General features: G+C 47.5%; 12 protein-coding genes, 11 tRNA genes and 1 rRNA gene. 22 read left to right on the top strand and 2 right to left on the bottom strand.

All coding sequences use genetic code 11. From position 1 onward, the window contains the following. The first annotated feature begins 130 nt into the window (after positions 1-130). From rrf to KQJ23_RS07935, 21 genes are all read left to right on the top strand, one after another. A 5S ribosomal RNA gene (gene rrf, locus KQJ23_RS08035) occupies positions 131-247 on the top strand. A gap of 7 nt (positions 248-254) precedes the next feature. Continuing rightward, positions 255-330 (top strand) — tRNA-Asn (locus tag KQJ23_RS08030). A gap of 3 nt (positions 331-333) precedes the next feature. Next, positions 334-406: transfer RNA gene (locus tag KQJ23_RS08025), tRNA-Thr, on the top strand. 5 nt (positions 407-411) lie between these two features. Beyond that, positions 412-486 (top strand) — tRNA-Glu (locus tag KQJ23_RS08020). Between the two features lie 26 nt (positions 487-512). Continuing rightward, positions 513-588, top strand: a tRNA-Val gene (locus tag KQJ23_RS08015). Between the two features lie 10 nt (positions 589-598). After that, positions 599-673 (top strand) — tRNA-Gln (locus tag KQJ23_RS08010). A 9-nt stretch (positions 674-682) separates the two neighbouring features. Next, positions 683-755 (top strand) — tRNA-Lys (locus KQJ23_RS08005). Positions 756-766: 11 nt separating this feature from the next. Beyond that, positions 767-850: transfer RNA gene (locus tag KQJ23_RS08000), tRNA-Leu, on the top strand. A 3-nt stretch (positions 851-853) separates the two neighbouring features. Next, positions 854-928 (top strand) — tRNA-Gly (locus tag KQJ23_RS07995). Between the two features lie 6 nt (positions 929-934). After that, a tRNA-Arg gene (locus tag KQJ23_RS07990) sits at positions 935-1,011 on the top strand. Positions 1,012-1,045: 34 nt separating this feature from the next. Beyond that, a tRNA-Pro gene (locus tag KQJ23_RS07985) sits at positions 1,046-1,122 on the top strand. Positions 1,123-1,131: 9 nt separating this feature from the next. Further along, positions 1,132-1,205: transfer RNA gene (locus KQJ23_RS07980), tRNA-Gly, on the top strand. Between the two features lie 206 nt (positions 1,206-1,411). Then, positions 1,412-4,210, top strand: a complete 2,799-nt coding sequence (ppc, locus tag KQJ23_RS07975) for a phosphoenolpyruvate carboxylase (protein WP_216478320.1) — start codon at positions 1,412-1,414, stop codon at positions 4,208-4,210. A gap of 239 nt (positions 4,211-4,449) precedes the next feature. Further along, entirely contained in the window at positions 4,450-5,043 is a 594-nt protein-coding gene (gene sigW / locus KQJ23_RS07970) for an RNA polymerase sigma factor SigW (protein ID WP_233500853.1), read from the top strand. A gap of 99 nt (positions 5,044-5,142) precedes the next feature. Beyond that, on the top strand, positions 5,143-5,766 hold the full coding sequence (locus KQJ23_RS07965; RefSeq protein WP_216478319.1) for a zf-HC2 domain-containing protein: 624 nt from the start codon (positions 5,143-5,145) through the stop codon (positions 5,764-5,766). A 244-nt stretch (positions 5,767-6,010) separates the two neighbouring features. Beyond that, positions 6,011-6,835: a diadenylate cyclase CdaA gene (cdaA, locus tag KQJ23_RS07960; RefSeq protein ID WP_216478318.1), complete on the top strand. Its 825-nt coding sequence runs from the start codon at positions 6,011-6,013 to the stop codon at positions 6,833-6,835. Continuing rightward, positions 6,835-8,214, top strand: coding sequence for a CdaR family protein (locus KQJ23_RS07955; protein ID WP_216478317.1), 1,380 nt, complete (start codon positions 6,835-6,837; stop codon positions 8,212-8,214). Before cdaA ends, KQJ23_RS07955 begins: the two co-directional genes overlap by 1 nt. Before the next feature lie 40 nt (positions 8,215-8,254). Then, positions 8,255-9,595, top strand: coding sequence for a phosphoglucosamine mutase (gene glmM, locus KQJ23_RS07950; RefSeq protein WP_216478316.1), 1,341 nt, complete (start codon positions 8,255-8,257; stop codon positions 9,593-9,595). Between the two features lie 940 nt (positions 9,596-10,535). Beyond that, the gene (gene glmS, locus KQJ23_RS07945; protein ID WP_216478315.1) at positions 10,536-12,368 is read left to right on the top strand and encodes a glutamine--fructose-6-phosphate transaminase (isomerizing); all 1,833 of its coding nucleotides are present in this window, start codon (positions 10,536-10,538) and stop codon (positions 12,366-12,368) included. Positions 12,369-12,549: 181 nt separating this feature from the next. Then, positions 12,550-12,750, top strand: a complete 201-nt coding sequence (locus KQJ23_RS07940) for a helix-turn-helix domain-containing protein (RefSeq protein WP_216478314.1) — start codon at positions 12,550-12,552, stop codon at positions 12,748-12,750. Positions 12,751-12,948: 198 nt separating this feature from the next. Beyond that, positions 12,949-13,239, top strand: coding sequence for a hypothetical protein (locus KQJ23_RS07935; protein ID WP_216478313.1), 291 nt, complete (start codon positions 12,949-12,951; stop codon positions 13,237-13,239). 280 nt (positions 13,240-13,519) lie between these two features. Here the strand turns inward: KQJ23_RS07935 and KQJ23_RS07930 are convergent, their stop codons facing one another. Next, positions 13,520-14,200, bottom strand: coding sequence for a DUF6037 family protein (locus KQJ23_RS07930; protein ID WP_249529590.1), 681 nt, complete (start codon positions 14,198-14,200; stop codon positions 13,520-13,522). Between the two features lie 953 nt (positions 14,201-15,153). On the opposite strand from KQJ23_RS07930, the gene KQJ23_RS07925 reads away from it, so the two are divergent. After that, on the top strand, positions 15,154-15,516 hold the full coding sequence (locus KQJ23_RS07925) for a hypothetical protein (RefSeq protein WP_216478312.1): 363 nt from the start codon (positions 15,154-15,156) through the stop codon (positions 15,514-15,516). Between the two features lie 287 nt (positions 15,517-15,803). Here the strand turns inward: KQJ23_RS07925 and KQJ23_RS07920 are convergent, their stop codons facing one another. After that, positions 15,804-16,283 carry a helix-turn-helix domain-containing protein gene (locus KQJ23_RS07920; protein WP_216478311.1) on the bottom strand — a complete coding sequence of 160 codons (480 nt, stop codon included), beginning with the start codon at positions 16,281-16,283 and terminating at the stop codon, positions 15,804-15,806. Positions 16,284-16,422 lie beyond the last annotated feature (139 nt).

Genomic DNA, 16,422 nt, shown 5'->3' with positions numbered 1-16,422 from the left:
TGATAGGCCTGAGGTGGAAGTGCAGCAATGTATGGAGCTGACAGGTACTAATCGGTCGAGGGCTTATCCAATATCTAATTCAGATCTACGTTTCGTATCCAGTTTTCAGGTGATTAAGCATCTGAAGCCGTTTGGTGGCGATGGCGGAGGGGTTCCACGCGTACCCATCCCGAACACGACCGTTAAGCCCTCCAGCGCCGATGGTACTTGGACCGAAGGGTCCTGGGAGAGTAGGACGCCGCCAAGCGTAATGTTCCCTGATAGCTCAGTTGGTAGAGCACTCGACTGTTAATCGAGTTGTCACAGGTTCGAGTCCTGTTCGGGGAGCCATTTGCTTCCATAGCTCAGTAGGTAGAGTGCATCCATGGTAAGGATGAGGTCACCGGTTCGATCCCGGTTGGAAGCTTTTGAGGCCCGTTGGTCAAGGGGTTAAGACACCTCCCTTTCACGGAGGTAACAGGGGTTCGAATCCCCTACGGGTCACCATTCATATTTAGTTAGCCGATACATATGGAGGCTTAGCTCAGCTGGGAGAGCATCTGCCTTACAAGCAGAGGGTCGGGGGTTCGATCCCCTCAGCCTCCACCATCTTAATTATTGGGGATTAGCCAAGCGGTAAGGCAACGGACTTTGACTCCGTCATCCATAGGTTCGAATCCTATATCCCCAGCCATTTAGCTATGAGCCATTAGCTCAGTTGGTAGAGCACCTGACTTTTAATCAGGGTGTCGAAGGTTCGAATCCTTCATGGCTCACTTTTCAAAGTGCGCGTGTGGCGGAATTGGCAGACGCACTAGACTTAGGATCTAGCGTCTTTGACGTGGGGGTTCAAGTCCCTCCACGCGCACCATTTGCGGACGTGGCTCAGCGGTAGAGCATCGCCTTGCCAAGGCGAGGGTCGCGGGTTCGATTCCCGTCGTCCGCTCCATAGTACGCGCCCTTAGCTCAGCTGGATAGAGCGTTTGACTACGAATCAAAAGGTCAGGAGTTCGAATCTCTTAGGGCGCGCCACTTTTAATTTTATAAGTGCTGTATACTTTAATGTCGGGACGTAGCTCAGCTTGGTAGAGCACCTGGTTTGGGACCAGGGGGTCGCATGTTCAAATCGTGTCGTCCCGACCATTATAAGTTGCGGGTGTAGTTCAATGGTAGAACTCCAGCCTTCCAAGCTGGTAGCGTGGGTTCGATTCCCATCACCCGCTCCATTAATTCATGCAACATCATCATAAAGATGATGTTTTTTGTTATAACCAAGCTTTTTTTTATCCTTGCATTTTATTGCTTCACCGTGTTAGGGTGGATAAAGGTGCTATAGAAAACTTACAAATAAAGTGAAGATTTTCGGGGAAGTTTATTGTATTATGTTAGGAAGGCATCTTGAGATGGAATAGGGACGAAATGGGGGAGAGCTATGACGGAAGTAGCAGTAGCAGCCGGTAAAACGAACTCAAATAACCTTTTACGACGCGATATACGTTTTTTGGGCAATATTCTGGGAGAGGTCCTTGTTCACCAGGGCGGTAATGAGCTCTTAGATATTGTCGAGAAGATTCGTGAAGCGAGTAAGTCCTTAAGAGCAATGTTTATGCCGGAATTGCATGACGAGTTCAAGAGCATGATCAATTCGCTAGAACCGGATATCCGGCATCAGGTCATCCGTGCATTTGCCATCTATTTTCAGCTGGTTAATATTGCTGAGCAAAACCACCGGATTCGCCGTAAAAGAGATTACGAGCGCTCTGCAGGAGACGCTGTACAGTTTGGGTCTATCGAGGCAGCGGTAAGAGATTTGAAGGAGCATGGCTTTAACTTCAGTGAAGCCCAGGAGGTCCTGGAGGGGATGTCACTGGAGCTGGTTATGACGGCCCACCCAACGGAGGCGATGCGCCGCGCAATTCTCGACATCCATAAACGGATTGCCGATGATGTGATGCAACTGGATAACCCGACACTGACTTACCGCGAGCGGGAGCAGTTGCGGGAGAAGCTGCTGAATGAGGTTATCACGCTTTGGCAGACAGACGAGCTGCGTGACCGCAAGCCTACGGTATTGGATGAAGTTAGAAACGGAATGTACTATTTTCACGAAACCTTATTCCATGTCTTGCCTGAGGTATATCAAGAGCTTGAACGATGTCTGAGCAAATATTATCCGGAGCATCTATGGCATGTTCCTACTTATCTGCGGTTTGGCTCCTGGATTGGAGGCGACCGGGACGGGAATCCGTCCGTAACCGCCGATGTAACCTGGCAGACGCTGAAGATGCAGCGCAAGCTGGTCATCCGTGAGTATCAGAATCTATTGGCGGAGCTGTTCAAGTATTTGAGCTTCAGCACCAGCATTGTGGATGTATCCGATGAGCTGATGGCTTCGATCCAGCGCGACCGTCTGCAAGTGAAGCTGCTGAAGACGCCGGTATGGAACAATGATAAAGAGCCTTACCGTGTTAAGCTGACGTATATGACGGAGAAGCTGCACATGGTGCTTGATTCCGGGAAAAAGGATAGCCGTGAGAGCTTCTACGATGTAAACGGCTTGATCGAGGATCTTAAGGTCATTGACCGCAGTCTCCGGCATCACTATGCGGATTATGTGGCTGACACTCATCTGAACAAGATTATCCGGCAAGTGGAGCTGTTTGGCTTCCATACGGCGACCCTGGATATCCGGCAGCATAGCAAAGAGCATGAGAACGCCATGACCGAAGTGTTGGCCAATATGAATATTGTCAGCAACTACGCAGAGCTCGAAGAGGAAGCCAAGCTGGAGCTGCTGGAACGGCTGCTGAATGATCCTAGGCCGCTAACCTCTTCTTATCAGGAATATAGTGACAGCACGAAGGAATGTCTCAACGTATACCGTACTATTTTCAATGCGCAGAAGGAATTCGGCACTCAGTGTATCACAAGCTATCTGATCAGTATGACGGAAGCGGCAAGCGATATTCTGGAGGTTATGGTATTCGCCAAAGAGGTTGGTCTGTTCAGAAAAGAAGCCGATGGCAAAGTCATTTGTACGCTTCAATCGGTTCCGCTCTTCGAGACGATCGACGATCTGCATGCAGCGCCTGATATTATGCGCAGACTGTTCAGTATGCCGGTCTATCGCCAATCTGTAGCAGCCATGAAGGACCTGCAGGAGATTATGCTGGGGTATTCCGACAGTAACAAGGATGGCGGCGTAGTGACGGCAAACTGGGAGCTTCGTGTGGCGTTGAAGCAGATCACGGCAGCCGCCAAGGATTTTGGCATCAAGCTGAAGTTCTTCCATGGCCGCGGAGGAGCGCTCGGCCGCGGTGGAATGCCGCTTAACCGCAGTATCCTTGTTCAGCCGCCGGAGACCATCGGTGGGGGCATCAAAATTACGGAGCAAGGGGAAGTCATCTCCTCCCGCTACTCGCTTCGGGGAATTGCTTATCGAAGCCTGGAGACAGCAACCTCCGCCCTGATTACAGCTGCGATTCAAGCCAAGGTTCATGAAGAGAATGGCACCGAAAAAGAGGATCACTGGGATGAGATCATCGCAGGAATCTCGGAGACCTCCCTGGAGAAGTATCAGGATCTGGTCTTCCGGGAGCCGGACTTCCTGAAATTCTTCAGAGAATCCACCCCATTGATCGAGGTTGGCGAATTGAATATCGGATCACGTCCATCTAAGCGTAAGAATAGTGACCGGTTTGAAGACCTGCGTGCGATTCCTTGGGTTTTCGCCTGGACACAGAGCCGTTATCTGTTCCCGGCTTGGTACGCAGCAGGCACGGGCCTTAATACGTACTATCAAGGGAAGGAAGAGAATCTTAAAGTCCTTCAAGATATGTACAAGAATTCGGTCTTCTTCAAATCCTTGATCGATACCTTGCAATTTGCGGTCATTAAGGCGGACCTTGTCATTGCAGAGGAATATGCTCGAATGTGCGGAGAAGAGGACTACAAGGAACGAATCTTCCGGCAAATCGAGGAGGAGTTCCGTCTTACGAAGGATATGATCTTGAAGATTACCGGATTGTCGGATATTCTGGAGAATGCCCCAGACCTTCAGGAGTCGATTCGTCAGCGTAATCCTTATGTAGATCCGCTCAGCTATATGCAGGTGAAGCTGTTAAGCGAGCTGCGTGAGGCGCGGGAGCTGGGTCGCAATGATTCAGTCCTGTTGAGAGAGGTTCTGCTTACCATTAACGGAATTGCAGCCGGCCTTCGCAATACAGGCTGATACCCGAGACAAATCAAAATGCAATAGCACATGAAACAAGTATAAGCTGAAGCCCGGGCCCGTTCAGGAATGAGCGGGTCTGTTTTTTTGCGGGACTCCAGAGGGAATGTATGTGAAGGTTATTGCAATTTCATGACAGTTGAATTAACATTTGAATGAAGTGCCGCAGGCGCAAGTTGCCGCGCAAGGGCTAGGGAAGCGGAGCGCAAGGCAAGTAGGAATCCCGAAAAAGCCCATCCATGGATATGGGGGAAATGATCGTGGTGGAACATTTTGAGGCGAGATTGGTGAAGCTGGCCCGAAAGGGAGAACAGACAGCCTTTGCCGAGCTCGTTGAATTGTACAAGGACAAGATCTTTCACCTGGCATATCGGATGCTGTCGAATCGACATGAGGCTGAAGATATTGTTCAGGAGACTTTTTTGCGCGTATATAAAAATTTTGACCGATATGATGATAAGCAGAAGTTCTCGACCTGGATTTACCGGATTGCGACAAATCTGTGTATAGACCGGCTGCGCAAGCGCAAGCCCAATTACTATCTTGATGCGGGAATGAATGATCAGGATGGGGTAGATGGGTATGCGCTCATTCCAGGAGATGACCGGACGCCGGAGACGGAATACTTGCTCTCGGAGACCCAGCAGACGATTCACAAGGCCATCGAAGGCTTGCCGGCCAAGTATAAATCGGTGATCATCCTCAGGTATTTACAAGAGCTGTCGCTGCAAGAGATCAGTGATGTGCTGGAGATGCCGGTGACTACGGTAAAGACGAGGGTACACCGCGGACGGGAATTTTTACGGAAAAAGCTGGAACATAAATTTTTATGAAACGCTTAATTTTGTGTTACGTAATGTAAGGTAGGACGACTATGCCAAAGGACAGAACGTTGGCTGCCATAGATTGATACTGAGAAAGGATTGGCTAATATGGATTGCAAACAAGCCTCCTCATTGATGCATGATTTTCTGGATGATGATTTGCCGCATGAGCAGGCCTTGGAGCTTAAGCAGCATTTGCAGGCCTGCCCGTCATGCGATGCCCTGTATCGGGAGTTGGAGCAGACAGAGATGCTCATGTTCGCCACAATCAAGCATACGGCGATCAAGGCGGATGATGAGCTTGTCGACCGGATTATGCATCAGATTCCCCGGCAGTACGACCGGCAACCTTTTCCCAAATGGGTGAGACGCCATCCTGCGCTTACAGCGGCCGCGCTATTCCTGGTGGTTATGCTGTTCAGTGCAGTATCCATGTGGGATAAAGGGGAGGATCTGGTGGTCAAGACCGCGGAATCCAACCAGAGTCAGCTTATTATTGAGGGGAAAACTGTCACCGTTCCCGAAGGGGTGTCCATTGCCGGTAATCTAACGATAGAGAATGGCGATGTGCAGATTTTGGGAGAGGTGCAGGGGAATCTAACGGTCATTGATGGTTCCTACTATCAGGCGTCCACGGCGCATATCGCCGGAGAGATCAAGAGCATTGATCAGGCGTTGGACTGGATCTGGTACCGGATATCCAACGTATTTACGGAAGTGGCTTATAGGTAGGGGCAGCACATATGGAGAACACGGCGCCTTCCTCCCAGGAGGAACATGGGCGCCCTTTCTTTGCGCTTCAAGGAAAAAAATTCCGTGAATTCCTAAACCTAGAGAAAGAATGGGAACTTGCATCTGCTGCCATAACGTTATAACCTAGAGGTTAGGGAAGACTACGCAGACAAGCCTACCTGAGCTTTACATAAATGTTTCTGGATATGGCGGCTGCCACAGAGACACGTTGGGGGTTTCATCTATGAGTTATTTTGCGAATTCGACTTGGCAGGACTATCTCAAGGATATTATTGATATTCTTATTGTTACATATATTATCTATCACCTGATTCTGTTGGTCCGGGGTACTCGGGCCATTCAATTGTTAAAAGGGCTCCTGGTGTTGGTGTTAATCTGGGCGGCGAGTACGTGGTTTGACCTGTACACCTTAAAGTGGCTCATGAATCAGATGTTTACGTTCGGAGTGCTGGCTGTATTCATTATCTTTCAGCCGGAGCTCCGACGGGGATTGGAGCAGTTAGGCCGGGGCAAGCTGTTCGGACGGAATGCTGCGGATGATGAAGAGCTGAGCAAAGAAATCGGCGCTGTTATTAAGGCCGTTAATTATTTATCACGTAGAAAAATCGGCGCCTTGCTCGTCTTTGAACGCAATACGGGTCTGAACGAGTACACTGAATCGGGCATTCCGATGCAGTCGATGATCTCTTCGGAACTGCTAATCAATATCTTTATCCCGAATACTCCGCTTCATGATGGAGCGGTCATTGTGCAGAATCGCCGAATTGCGGCGGCTGCCTGTTATTTGCCTTTGTCCGAGAACCCGTTTATCAGTAAAGAGCTTGGGACAAGACACCGCGCCGCCATTGGAATCAGTGAGGTGGGAGATGCGGTCTCGATTGTTGTATCCGAGGAGACGGGGCAAATCTCGCTTGCGATCGAAGGTCAGGTCGTCCGGGATATTAATGAAGAGTCTTTGATCTCCAAGTTGTATGAGGAGCTTGGTCCGAATTCAATTCAGATCGAGAAGCGGAAGCCTTTCTGGAAACGGATAGGGGGGCGGAAGTAATGGATAAGTGGCTGAGCCAGAACAATGTAGCCAAGGTTATCGCCTTGGTATTCAGCATCGTCCTGTGGGCTATGGTTCATATCGACAGCGGAACCCCGGTCTCACCGACGACCGTCGTGAATTCGAAGGTGATTAACAATATCAAGATCGAGGTAACGGGCTTTGATAGTGAGAATTATGTCCTCTACGACCTTGAGCCGGATAATGTGACGATGGAAGTAAAGGGGAAGCGCACAGATCTGACGACGAACTTTTCCGATTATCGGGTGAAGCTGGATCTGAAGAATATAGGGCCGGGAACGACGACATTGCCGCTTTCACCGGAGGTTCCTGCCGGAGTCACGTTAATCTCTATGTCTCCTTCCACGATCAAGGTAACCATTGAGGCGAAGGAAACGATTGAAATGCCGGTTACCATCGTGACCAAGGGCACGCCTGCAGAGGGCATGCAATTGGGCAGTCCTGTACTGACAGGAGCGGATCATGTGAGCGTGACTCTTCCGCAGAGCGAAGTTCAGGAGATCCAGAAGGTGCAGGGAACGATCGATGTAACGGATCTGACAGAGTCTGTAAAAGGCAAGGCGGTAAAGCTAACTGCATATGATAAGCATGGGCAGGAAATGAAGAATGCGGAGATCGAACCGGCTTCTACAGAGGTGGATGTTCCGATCAATAAGTTATATAAAAGTGTGCCGCTCGAAGTGAAGCATACGGGGAGCCTGCCAACGGGCTATGTGCTCTCAGGAATCAGTACCGATGTGGAAGGGGTGGCTCTTTACGGCCCCAAACAAAGCCTGGACGCTATTACCTCTTATCCGGTGACGGTGGATCTGGGACAGTTCGTCGGGACCAGTGAGACGAATTATACAGTAAATCTGACGCCTCCCGAGGGGCTAGACGCGATTGAGCCCACTACGGCGCAAGTTACGGTGAAGATCGAGCCTGCGGCCAGTAGAACGATTGACAATATTTCGGTGAATCTGCTAAATTTGAGCGATAGCCTGGAGGCTAAGTTTCTCAATGCTGCAGATCAGCACATTTCGTTAACCGTGCTTGGATCACAGAACCAGCTGGGGAGGCTTGGGACAGAGGACATCCTCGCAACTGCTGATCTATCCGGTCTTGGTGCAGGTACGCATACTGTCCCCATAGCGATCAAGCTTCCGAATTATATCGATTTGGCTGAGCCGGGCTACAGCCATTCTATTCAAATTGAATTGACCGAGATTGCAGATCCGGCCGCGACAGTCCCTGATGACCCGAATGCGGAGACGGGAAATGGCGGTGCTGACAATTCCGTCCCTCCGACGGAGCCTTCGGATAACGCTGAGGCGGATACTCATGGTGACGGGGGACCTACGGGTACAAACGGAACGTGAATGAAAGAATCCTATGGAACAACACTGAAGGAGTGTAATTATGGGGAAATATTTTGGAACAGATGGAGTCAGAGGGATTGCAAATCAAGAGCTAACACCAGAAATGGCTTATCAAATTGGCCGCTGCGGAGGATATGTGCTGGCTGGCCAGGTTCCGAAGCCTAAGGTCGTCATCGGGATGGATACCCGGATCTCCGGCGTGATGCTGGAGTCTGCTCTTGTGGCAGGCATGCTCTCGATTGGAGCGGACGTCATCCGGATCGGGGTTGTCTCTACACCGGCAGTGGCTTATTTGACGCGCTTGCTGAATGCATCGGCAGGAGTCATGATCTCGGCCTCGCATAATCCGGTGGAAGACAACGGGATCAAGTTCTTCGGAAGCGATGGCTTCAAGTTGTCCGATGAGACCGAACTGCTGATCGAAGAGCTGATGGACAAGAAGACAGACGAGCTGCCGCGGCCAATTGGCGCCGGTCTGGGCTCGGTTACCGTAGATATTGAATCCAAATTCAGATACCTTGATCATTTGAAAACGACGATCTCCCATTCCTTTGAAGGGCTTAAGATTGTTCTGGACTGCGCAAACGGTGCGGCCTATGAGTTGGCTCCGCAATTATTCAAGGAGCTGGGCGCCGAGGTGCACAGCATTGGCTCCGAGCCGAATGGGCTGAACATTAATGATCAGTGCGGCTCGACCCATCCGGAGAAGCTCAAGGAAGAGGTTAGACGGCTTGGTGCCGATATTGGATTGGCATTTGACGGGGATGCGGATCGTCTGATTGCGATTGATGAGAATGGAGAGGAAGTCGATGGTGACTATATCCTCTGTATTTGCGGCGATGCGATGAACCGCGCAGGCAAGCTGAAGGACAGCACAATCGTCTCGACGGTGATGAGCAACTTCGGCTTCTATAAGGCGACCAAGAAGCTGTCGCTTAACACGCAGCAGACAGCGGTTGGAGACCGTTATGTCATGGCCGAGATGATTCGCGGAGGCTACAATCTGGGCGGAGAGCAGTCGGGCCATGTGATTTTCCTGGATTATAATACGACCGGGGACGGCATTCTGACGGCGATTCAGCTGGTTGATACGATGAAGGCGGCCGGCAAGCCGCTGAGCGAGTTGAAGAAGGTCATGAAGCAATATCCGCAGGTGCTGGTGAATGTGCGGGTTCAGGATAAGAGCAAGTATGTAGGCAATACAGCGATTGAAGAAGCGATTGTATCCGTGGAGCGTCAGCTTGGCGATAATGGACGGGTGCTGGTTCGTCCTTCCGGGACAGAATCCCTGATTCGCGTAATGGCTGAAGGACCGGAACTGGCGGAGCTTGAACAACTGGTAGCGAGCATCGTTTCGGTTGTAGAGAAGGAACTGGTTTAAGTCGAACTAGTGATTGCGTATGCAGCGGTCAACGTGTAAAGTGTGCCTTCGATCACTGTTGTTCACGGATTTCTTGATTGAATGAAAGTATGCACTTATGCTCTTTTCTACGCGGCTTCTTTAATTCAACTTATCTAGTTTATTGATGTACATGAAAACATCCATGTAAAAATTGCGAGCTGCCTTTCTCTGAGGAGAAGTGGCAGTTCTTTTTTGTGTAAGGTGGAGGGAGGGAGAGAAAGGATGGAGAAGAACGTGCTTTTTAACTTGGTTTAGGGTAAAATCACTGAGTATGCATAAAAGATGAGAAGAGACGAATTGCCAAACCTCCTTCAAGTGCATATAATAGACATTATTCAAGAAGCGAAAGTGAGGATCGTGAGGTAACTGCAAGTTAAGCGCCAGAGCTTGATTTCGCGCGTGAAGCTGATTCGGAGTGCTGTGATAGGCAAAATAAGCGTAACCTCAGGGTGACGCAAGATCCGAACGGAGAGAGCGGCAAAGGCAAGCTGACGAGGTGGAGGTGTTCGAATTGTTCGGCGGGGGCCTCCCGGTGATTCATCACATCGTAACTGTAAGGACAAAAGGAATGGGCGACCGTTCTGCCAAACCTTTCAGGCTGATGACCTTATTAAGACGTAATTATTTCATGAGTGTTGACAGGAGTGCGGGAGAACCGCGGTGTACGGAGAAGATGGACATTCATGAGCGATACTTTATCTGTAAGTGGACTAACAATCAACATGGATCATAATATTTCGCGCGGCTGCAGCCGTACACATGTGATCATTAGTTCAACTTATACAGGATGAGCTGTGTTATTTGTGATGAATTCATAACTGAATAGACCTGTCTCTGTGGACCGTGCGAGCGTCTTCCGCTTCTTTCCTCCTGTCTGAACTTTTAAAATTCGGAGAGAATGAAACGGAGGATATAAATTATGTGCGGTATTGTGGGATATATTGGGGAGAGAGATACACAGACGGTATTGTTGGATGGACTTAAAAAGCTGGAGTATCGGGGATATGATTCGGCGGGAATCGCGGTATATACCTCGAATGGCCTGAAGGTAGCCAAGTCGATCGGACGTCTGGCCAACCTGGAATCCAAGCTGGACGGTGCCCCGTTGGAGGGAACGGCCGGAATCGGCCATACCCGCTGGGCAACCCATGGCAAGCCGTCGGATGTGAACTCCCATCCTCATACGGACCACACCCAGAAATTCTCGGTGGTGCATAACGGAATCATTGAGAATTACCTGGAACTGAAGGAAGAACTGATCGAGCAGGGATATGTATTTGTATCCGAGACAGACACAGAAGTTATTTCCCATCTGGTTGCACGTGAATATGAGGGAGATATTGTTAAGGCTGTCCAAAAGGCGATCAGCTTCATGCGAGGCGCATTTGCGCTTGGCGTATTAACGGAGTATGAACCGGACCGGTTGGTGGCCGTGCGTCAAGCCAGCCCTCTGATCATCGGGATAGGTGAAGGTGAGAACTTCATCGGCTCCGACATTCCGGCGATTTTGAAATATACGCGTAGAGTTTACATTTTGAATGACGGGGAAATGGCGCTTCTGACTAAAGACGCTGTCGAATTGATGACCATCGAAGGGAATTTTATTTCTCGGGAAATGATTTCTGTCGAGTGGGATGAAGTGACTGCGGAAAAAGGCGGATTTGACCATTTCATGCTCAAGGAAATCCATGAGCAGCCAAAGGCATACCGGGATACGATGCTTGGCCGGATTGATGAGAAGACGCACAAGGTAGTCTTCCCGAATCTGAATATGACGCCGGAGTATATCCGCTCGATTCGTCAGATTCACATCGTAGCTTGCGGCACGGCATATCATGCTGGGCTCGTAGGCGGCTCGGTCATTGAACAATTGATCCGTGTACCGGTGTCGTTCGAAGTCGCTTCGGAGTATCGTTACCGCAATCCGATTATTACCCCGGATACGCTCGTTATCGTAGTGAGCCAATCCGGTGAAACGGCGGATACCTTGGCTGGACTTCGTGAAGCACAAGCGAACGGTGCGCATGTTCTGGCAATCACCAATGTGGTAGGCAGCTCGATTGCACGCGATGCGAACGATGTTATTGCTACGCTGGCGGGTCCGGAAATCGCTGTAGCGTCGACCAAGGCATACACTTCGCAGATTATTGCATTCAATTTGCTTGGCTTGTATATGGCGGATATCCGTGGAACGATGGAAGCCTCGGAAATTGCACATGTCATTGCAGCAATGCAGTCGCTGCCTGAACAAGTAGAAAGCCTGCTTGCCCAAAGCGAATCGATCAAGGCATATGCCGAGCATATTTCCAAACATGAGCATCTGTTCTTCATCGGCCGCGCTCTGGACTATGCGGTAGCGATGGAAGGCTCGCTCAAGCTGAAGGAAATCTCTTATATCCATTCCGAGGCATATGCTGCGGGTGAATTGAAGCACGGAACCCTTGCCCTGATCGAAGACGGCATTCCAGTCATCGCCCTGGCTACCCAGGATGCCTTGCTGGAGAAGACCGTCAGCAACATCAAGGAAGTGAAGGCGCGCGGCGCCGAGGTCATGGCGATCACCTATGAAGAGCATGCAGCAGACCTGATGCGTTCAGTCGATCAAGTCTTCGCGATTCCGAAGACCCTGCCGCTCTTGATGCCGGCTCTGTCCGTTGTACCTCTGCAACTCCTGGCTTACTATGCATCCCTGGCTCTGGGTCATGATGTCGATAAGCCGCGGAATTTGGCGAAGAGCGTGACGGTGGAGTAGGGGAGTGGGGCCGGTTGTGTTGTTGTGTCTGGTGATAAAAAAGTGTGGAACCAGTAAAAAAACTATGGAACTAGTTAAAAAAGTGTGGAACCAGTAAAAAAACTGTGGAACCACTGCAAGTCATCAAGGGCCGTCCTAAAGGTGAGGACGGCCCTAATTTTGTTTGAGTGGAGGCACCAGGATGAATAAATTAGGAGCGAAAATTAAAGTCCTTCGAAAACAACTTAATTTAAACCAGAATGATTTTGCAAAGACAATTGGGATTTCTCAAGGAAGATTGAGTGAGATCGAGCAGGGGAAAACAAAACCATCGGCAGAAACTCTCTATGAGATAAGAAATAAATTTAATGTTGATTTGAACTGGCTATTCGATGAGGGATAGTAATATGGTCGGTATATGAATCGGCCGTAGCCATATAATATCAAGTGAAGCTTTAAAATACAGGCGTCTTGTCGATTAAGAAATAGATATAGACATGCTATCAGCTAGAATAGTTTAATGCCAAGGCGGCAATGTAATAATACTTTATTATCACTGCACATAGTAGTACCAATATAGTAGGATGACGTTTTTTACGCTTTGTTATCAAGATCTGAATTTGTTGAGAGTGGGGATTCTGTTGGAACTAGAGAGATCCTTATTAAAAGATTGCTTAAAATTTCTGAATTGAGGTTCCCGGAAGAAGTGAAACTGCTTAATGCATATGATCTTGCAGAGAGGATTGATTTGAATGAAAATGACTACTGGATCCTTTTTCGTGGCATATGTAAAGAAGAGCACTGCTTGTCAAATATGATGGAATACATTAAAGATAATAGTTATGATCTGAAAAAGATAATTGTTGATTTAGATTTCACCTTTATTGCTTAAGAAAAGTATATTGCGGAATTGATGTTTAACTTACCATGACGTTAGTCGAACAAACACAAACACAGCGGAAGTCTAAGACTTTTTCAAGTCTTGATCTGCCGCTGTCTCATTTATATTGTCAGTCTAATACTTATCTTTTGATGTCTAGCGGTTTTCTATCATATAAACCGCGTAACTCGGTTCTTTCAATCTATATAACTTTATTTTCAGGGGACAATAATACAGAAAACGACCGCCAAGGATCGCTAGATTTACTAAAGTTATTCGTATTCGTTGAAAACTAATCATTTTTCGTTTTCGCCCAATTTGCTAGTATCTCTTCATCGGTCTTTTTATCATGTTCATTTTCTGAAAAACAAAAACTAATATTCTTATCGTCTTTGAATTTTGAATACAAGTGTGGCAGTAATATTCTAGCTTTATTATCGTTGTAATCGCTTCTTTGGGCTAATTCTCCGTTAGATTTAATCCCATTCCTTCTAACTTTGAAACAATACACTTTTTTTGGATTTTCCGAGTCACTTCTGCTTAATGAAGATACCATTACACTCAGTTGGTCGTTACCTTTGTTATCCATCACTTCTACGGGAATAAACCTCGAGAAATTTTCGTTGAACTGCTGCAGTATATCCCTTAGATTTTCACTATATTCGATATTAAAAAACTTCCTAAGTGTTTTTGCGTCAACGAGTAGCCCGCTAGAACTCGCTTCCACTTGCAAGCTGCTGCTCACGTCAATCCGCCTTAAAAATTCTAATTTAACGAGAGCGTAGGGGTTCTGCTTTTTTTCCTTTTCCGCGAACAACTTTACTAATACGACAAACTGCTCATTTTTGTATTTGAAAATAAACGAGTCAATCACCCATCCTTTTGCTTCCATATCACTTTTTAGTAACTTTAAATTCCCAAAAACTTGAGCCACCGTTTCTTCACTCCTATGCTGATATCTCCATTTTACCATTCTAAATTAGTTCCCCCCACGTTGGGAAAATAGCTGAAAGTCCGCCTCTATCCGCTTAATCGGCGTGGTTTTCACTTTGTTTCTGATTATTCCACGATTGGAATTGTAAAGCCGTGACGGTCCAGTTCCTCGGAATGAACATGAGGTCAAACCCGTTTAGGTGCGCGATTATGTACATTAATAAAAGCATGTAGTTAGCAGCCAGGCCAATAGCGGCCACGTTGTTAGCGTGGTCACTTATGCTAATGATTATTGATCCTACGTTTCCCTCGGTTTCGTATAACGGTTGAAAGGCTCCGCTCTTCCCGTGGGCGTATTCGCTTGTGTACTTGTAAATGGCTATATATTCTGCTTCTAGCACGGAACCTTGTTATATTCCGCCCAAGTGTTCCGTTCGACTGCGTCACCGTTTATATCCTTACATAGCCATAAATACGAAAGGTCACAAGCATAGAACGGCAGATAATTAGCGCGGGATTTCCATACCCAGTTTTCGTAAGTTGGTATACACTGTAACCTAACTGGTAAATGTGCGCAATTACAAAACCGCTAATCATGCGGAATTCATCCATATTCTTGAACTTACGTTTGTCCATATCGGCTAGCATGATTTCACACATTTGAAGCATAATGATTAGGTTTTTATACTTATCGGTGGGGGCGAACGGTAAGGCCTTCGATTCCTCGATTTCCCTACCTCAACGTTCAAAAATTTCGCCTTTATCTAATTTCTTCGCCATGCTGACCTCTCCGCAAATCCCGAATTATTAAAATTTCTTCGTGCCGTGGTCGAAACCCTTCTTAAGCAAATCAACAAAATTCACTGTTGTTATATAAGGGAAAGAGGAGGAGGAATAAATCACAATCGCTCCGGGAGCGCAACCAAAGCTGTAAGTATAAAATATCCGAAAACGGATAATTACTATACTATAAACCGAAAGGAGAGAGAGTCAATGAATGAGATAGGGATTGGTAGAATCACAGAGAGAGGGATCATTTTTAATAAACTTCGCTATTCTTGTGATGCAGCAATAAAACATCAGTGGTTTGAAAAGGCGAGAACTTCAGGGGAATGGCTGGTGTTAGTTATCTCGGAGAAGAGCAATCTGGAGAAGATTTTGGTGATTGAGCCGTTCAGAAAATTGCTGCTGGTTTGCAACGTAATTCAACCCAATAGTGTATCAGCAGTGAAACTCGAAAAGTATTTTGACAGCATCCAAAAGCTGAAAGCAATGCGCTCCCTGAGGCCAAATCGTAATAGAATGGCGCCGCGTCAAATTAATCCTGTGGGGGAGCCAACTGAGAGAACTCGTTGAAAAATTGCAAGCTAAAGTAAGGAGATATAATCATTAGGTGGAACGTCAAAAAAAACACTATGATTACCCGTTCATGGACGAGTGTGACTATTTTTACATCGTTGCTTGATGACTCTGTCCAAATTGGAAACTTGGAAGAGGTGTGAAACACTCCTTGTGAATATTGAGGGTAAACATCGTAGGCAATAGAGGAGATGAATTCGATAAGCGTATTGAAATGGAACCGAAGCGCTGGCCAGGTCATCTAACTGCTGCTACTCGAAAGGAGGTGATCGAGTACAGTGTGATTAAAAAAGCGTGTCACCGTCAGAATCTCTCTCAATCTGATCCTCTGTGAGTTCTTTCATTTGCAGGCGCACCTGCTGAATTCTGCTTATGGTTTGTTCCACCAAAGTAGACAAGAGCTGTTTATCCTCTACAGGTAACAATTCACCATTTACAGAGAGGTCAATTCCTGAATCGAGGAGTTTTATCAGATCCCAGCTTGCCCCCCTAATAAAAGAGTAATCAATAGCCGGCAGAAAATGAATCTGACCGAAGGGGTCACGGAACTGTGGTTCGGGATATTCTGTAAGGCCAAGTAAATAATCTGTCGTAACCTCAAATACATTTGCCAACATGGCAATTTGCTTATGATCGGGATTGGCGACACCACGTTCCCAATTGGATATTACGTGTTTAGTCGTCTCCACTTTCTGGGCAAGCATCTCCTGAGTCCACTGCCAGAGCGTTCTTCGCTCTTTGATCTTCTCCCCTATTAATGACACTGCCGCCTCACCATCCTATGGTTACATGATAGCATTTGAATTCAAAATAGTAAATTATTTAACTGACGAAGTTGACAGGTTAAATAATATTCGTATATCATTCTAGTCAACAATAATTTAACTTATTCATTTATATTGT

The sequence above is a fragment of the Paenibacillus brevis genome (genome assembly GCF_018919145.1).
Lineage (GTDB): Bacteria > Bacillota > Bacilli > Paenibacillales > Paenibacillaceae > Fontibacillus > Fontibacillus brevis.
The sequence above is the reverse complement of the archived record's forward strand: the minus strand, read 5'-3'. Positions and strand labels throughout refer to the sequence as shown.